The sequence below is a fragment of the Sporomusa sp. genome (genome assembly GCF_057736855.1).
Window position 1 is genome coordinate 1 of record NZ_JBYKYF010000318.1, and the last position, 3,407, is coordinate 3,407.

At 48.1% G+C, this 3,407-nt stretch carries 4 protein-coding genes; all 4 read left to right on the top strand.

Annotated features, from left to right (window positions below):
• The first annotated feature begins 347 nt into the window (after positions 1–347).
• Positions 348–512 (top strand): zinc-ribbon domain-containing protein, encoded by a 165-nt coding sequence (locus AC29Z1_RS15425; protein WP_488272344.1) that lies wholly within the window; start codon positions 348–350, stop codon positions 510–512.
• 130 nt (positions 513–642) lie between these two features.
• Positions 643–1,287 carry a precorrin-2 dehydrogenase/sirohydrochlorin ferrochelatase family protein gene (locus AC29Z1_RS15430; RefSeq protein ID WP_488272341.1) on the top strand — a complete coding sequence of 215 codons (645 nt, stop codon included), beginning with the start codon at positions 643–645 and terminating at the stop codon, positions 1,285–1,287.
• Positions 1,256–2,611, top strand: a complete 1,356-nt coding sequence (gene hemA / locus AC29Z1_RS15435) for a glutamyl-tRNA reductase (RefSeq protein ID WP_488272342.1) — start codon at positions 1,256–1,258, stop codon at positions 2,609–2,611. The genes AC29Z1_RS15430 and hemA overlap by 32 nt, the downstream gene beginning before the upstream one ends.
• Positions 2,574–3,407: hydroxymethylbilane synthase (hemC, locus tag AC29Z1_RS15440; RefSeq protein ID WP_488272343.1), on the top strand; the 834-nt coding region annotated here is incomplete at its 3' end. The genes hemA and hemC, both read left to right, overlap by 38 nt.

Sequence of the window (3,407 nt, forward strand, 5' to 3'; positions counted from 1 at the left end):
TCGGGAATGTTAGATACAGCCAGCTGGTTATTTGGCGGTATCTTCGGCCAGGCAGCTAATGTTAGCGAACAGTTACGTTCGGCTGGCTGGAAAAAGGCGCGGGATGAGGCATTGGCAGAGGCCATGCAGCAAATGAAAGAGGATTTTATCCAATGCCCCCATTGCTCCGGCTGGGTCTGCAGAAAAGGCTGTTGGAACGAAAAGCGAGGATTATGTAAAGACTGTGCCCCCGATTTGGGTGTCGAGATGTCGGTAGCACAATCTCGCCGCTCTGTGGAAGAAATTCACGCCCATGCTGCTATGGCGGAAGAAGATAAAAAGCTGGGAACAGAGAACTGCGGCAGACCATTAGAGCCACCTGTCCGGAGTGCGGTGCACCCCAAGCCACTAATGCCAAATTTTGTAGCGAGTGCGGCGCTCATGTCAAGGCAGAAAAACGCTGCAGTAAATGTAACGCCAAATTACCCCTAAACGCTAAATTTTGTACTGACTGCGGCGAAAAATTAGGTTAAAATAAATAATTTTGGGCGGGATTGCACGGCAATCTTGCCTTTTGCTTATACATGAAAGGAAATTTATCAATTAGCAGCGAAATGTATTAAAATATTCAGGATACAATAACCTGGTCAGGACGTGAAGTGAATGGAATTATACCCCATTAATCTTAAATTGACCGGTCGGCGGTGTGCGGTAGTCGGCGGCGGGGCGGTAGCCGAGCGGAAAGTGGCGTCACTTATAGCAGCTGGTGCCGATATAACGATATTTAGTCCAGAATTGACTCCGGGGTTAAGCGGGTTTTGGGAAAACGGCCGACTAACCTGGGTACCGCGGGCCTATATCACCGGAGATTTGCATAACTTTTTTTTGGTATTCTGTGCTACTGACCAACAGGAGATAAATCGCCAAGCTGCCGCAGAAGCCCGGGCAGCAGGTGCACTAGTCAATATTGCCGATGACCCTGAATTGTCTGATTTTTATGTACCAGCACATATTGCCCAGGGGGATTTATTAATTACGGTATCGACAGGCGGCTCAAGTCCTGCGTTAGCCAGGCGGCTGCGGGAGGAATTGGCAACAAGGTATGGGCCGGAATACGGTCAGTATCTGGCGCTGATTGCTAAACTAAGGACAGAGATGAAAGAGCGGCTGACTTCAGCCAAAGCTCGGGAAGAATTTTGGCGGGAAACTATTGACCAAGATGTGCTTGCTTTGCTTAGGAATGGTAAGTTAAACGAAGCCGAGGAGAGAATACGCCATGCAGCTTATTGTATTAGGAATGAATCATAGGACCGCCCCAGTAGAAGTCCGGGAATGTTTTTCTTTTTCCGAAGAGCAAATTAAGGCGGCTTATAAACGGATTCATGAATATGATGAGATTCGGGAATGTGTCATTTTATCTACCTGTAATCGCACTGAGTTGTATGCTGTTGTTGAGGATTCTGAAGAGGCCTTGCCGGTGATGCAGGCATTTCTTGATACTATGTCCCCAGGAATACTGGCTGCAAAAGGTCATGATTATTTATTTTATTTTCAGGATGAAGCATGTATTCGGCACCTGTTTCGGGTGAGCGCCGGTTTGGATTCGCTGGTGCTCGGCGAAGGCCAGATATTAAGCCAGGTAAAAACAGCATATACCCTTGCTCGGACTTCAGGTGTTACTAGAACCGTGTTAAATACATTATTTAATCGCGCCATTGCTGTTGGCAAGAGGGTGAGAACAGTTACCCGCATTGCCTATAATGCCGTATCAGTAAGTTATGCCGCCGTTGAACTAGCTAAAAAAGTATTAGGAGATTTATCAGCTTCCAATGTGCTAGTATTGGGGGCAGGCGAGATGAGTGAGCTGACGGCCCGGCATTTGGTTGCGAATGGGGTTAAAACAGTTTTTGTTTCTAACCGTAATTTAGAAAGAGCCGAGGCTTTGGCTGCCAAGTTCCGGGGAGTGGCTGTACCGTTTGAACAGTTTATGAAATGTGCGGTAGACGCTGATATCGTCATTACCTCAACAGGTGCGCCTCATTACATTATCCGTACTTGGGATGTTGCTCACCTGATGCCGAAACGCCAGGGACGACCTATTCTGTTCATCGATATTGCCGTGCCCCGCGACATAGAACCTGAGGTTGCCGCTATCGCCGGCGTAACTTTATATAATATTGATGCTCTGGAAGCGGTGGTGGAATCTAACCTTCGTGGTCGAGAAAAAGAGGCAGCAGCAGCCGAAAAACTAATTGAAGAGGAAATGGCCGGCATCGTTGATCGCTTCCGCTATCTGTCTTATCAGCCAACGCTGGCACTCCTGAAGGATAAAGCCGAACGAATCCGGCAGCGTGAGGTGAAGCGGGCCATGGCCAAATTGCCGGAATTATCGGCAGAGCAACGGCGGATTATAGAAAATATGTCGAAAATGATTGTACGGAAATTGTTGCGTGACCCTATTATTAGACTTAACGAGGCAGCCGGTACAGATAAAGAATATTACTACCAGGATGCTCTTCGTCACATGTTTAAGCTGGATCACGCCATGGATATGATGCAGGAACTAGGGGATTATCGAGGAAAGGAACAAGGCAATGAAACAAAAACTTGTCATCGGTACGCGCGGCAGTAAACTGGCTGTTTGGCAGGCTCAATACGTGGCAGACCGTTTGCGGGAGCGCTATCCGGAAGTAGCAATAGAACTGAAACATATGGTAACAACTGGTGATAAGATCCTGGATGTGCCGCTAGCTAAAATTGGGGGCAAGGGTTTATTTACCAAAGAACTAGAGGTAGCCATGCTGGGCGGAGAAATTGACATAGCTGTACATAGTCTGAAAGATATGCCCACTGCCTTACCGGAAGGCTTAGTTTTGGCCGCTGTTACTGAACGGGTTGATCCCGGTGATGCCTTAATTAGTCCCCAATATAAAACGTTAGATAACCTGCCGCCCAATGCCAGAGTAGGTACTTCTAGCTTGCGGCGCAAAGCCCAGTTATTGCATGTGCGTCCGGATCTTACCATTGTTGATTTGCGTGGTAATTTGGATACTCGTCTGAAAAAGCTCACGACTGAGAAGCTTGACGCCATTTTACTGGCTGTGGCTGGTCTTAAGCGTTTAGGCTGGGATGAATATATTACGCAAGTTTTGCCGTATGATATTTGTTTACCGGCAGTTGGCCAGGGGGCTTTAGCCATAGAAGCGCGGGCAAGTGACGGGGAGACACTGGCGATTTTGGAATTTTTGAATCATGAACCGACTAGGCAGGCTACCCAGGCAGAGCGAAGTTTTCTAGCTACCGTGGAAGGGGGCTGCCAGATACCTATTGGCGTGTACGGACAGGTAAGTGCAGCGGGGCAACTTCGAGTACAAGCGGTAATTCTATCGCCTGACGGCAAAGAAGCGGTGCATGATGCGCTGGAAGGC

Coding starts and splice junctions, on each gene's coding strand:
- AC29Z1_RS15430 (WP_488272341.1), top strand. CDS start 643: ATGGAATTATACCCCATTAATCTTAAATTGACCGGTCGGCGGTGTGCG.
- hemA (WP_488272342.1), top strand. CDS start 1,256: ATGCAGCTTATTGTATTAGGAATGAATCATAGGACCGCCCCAGTAGAA.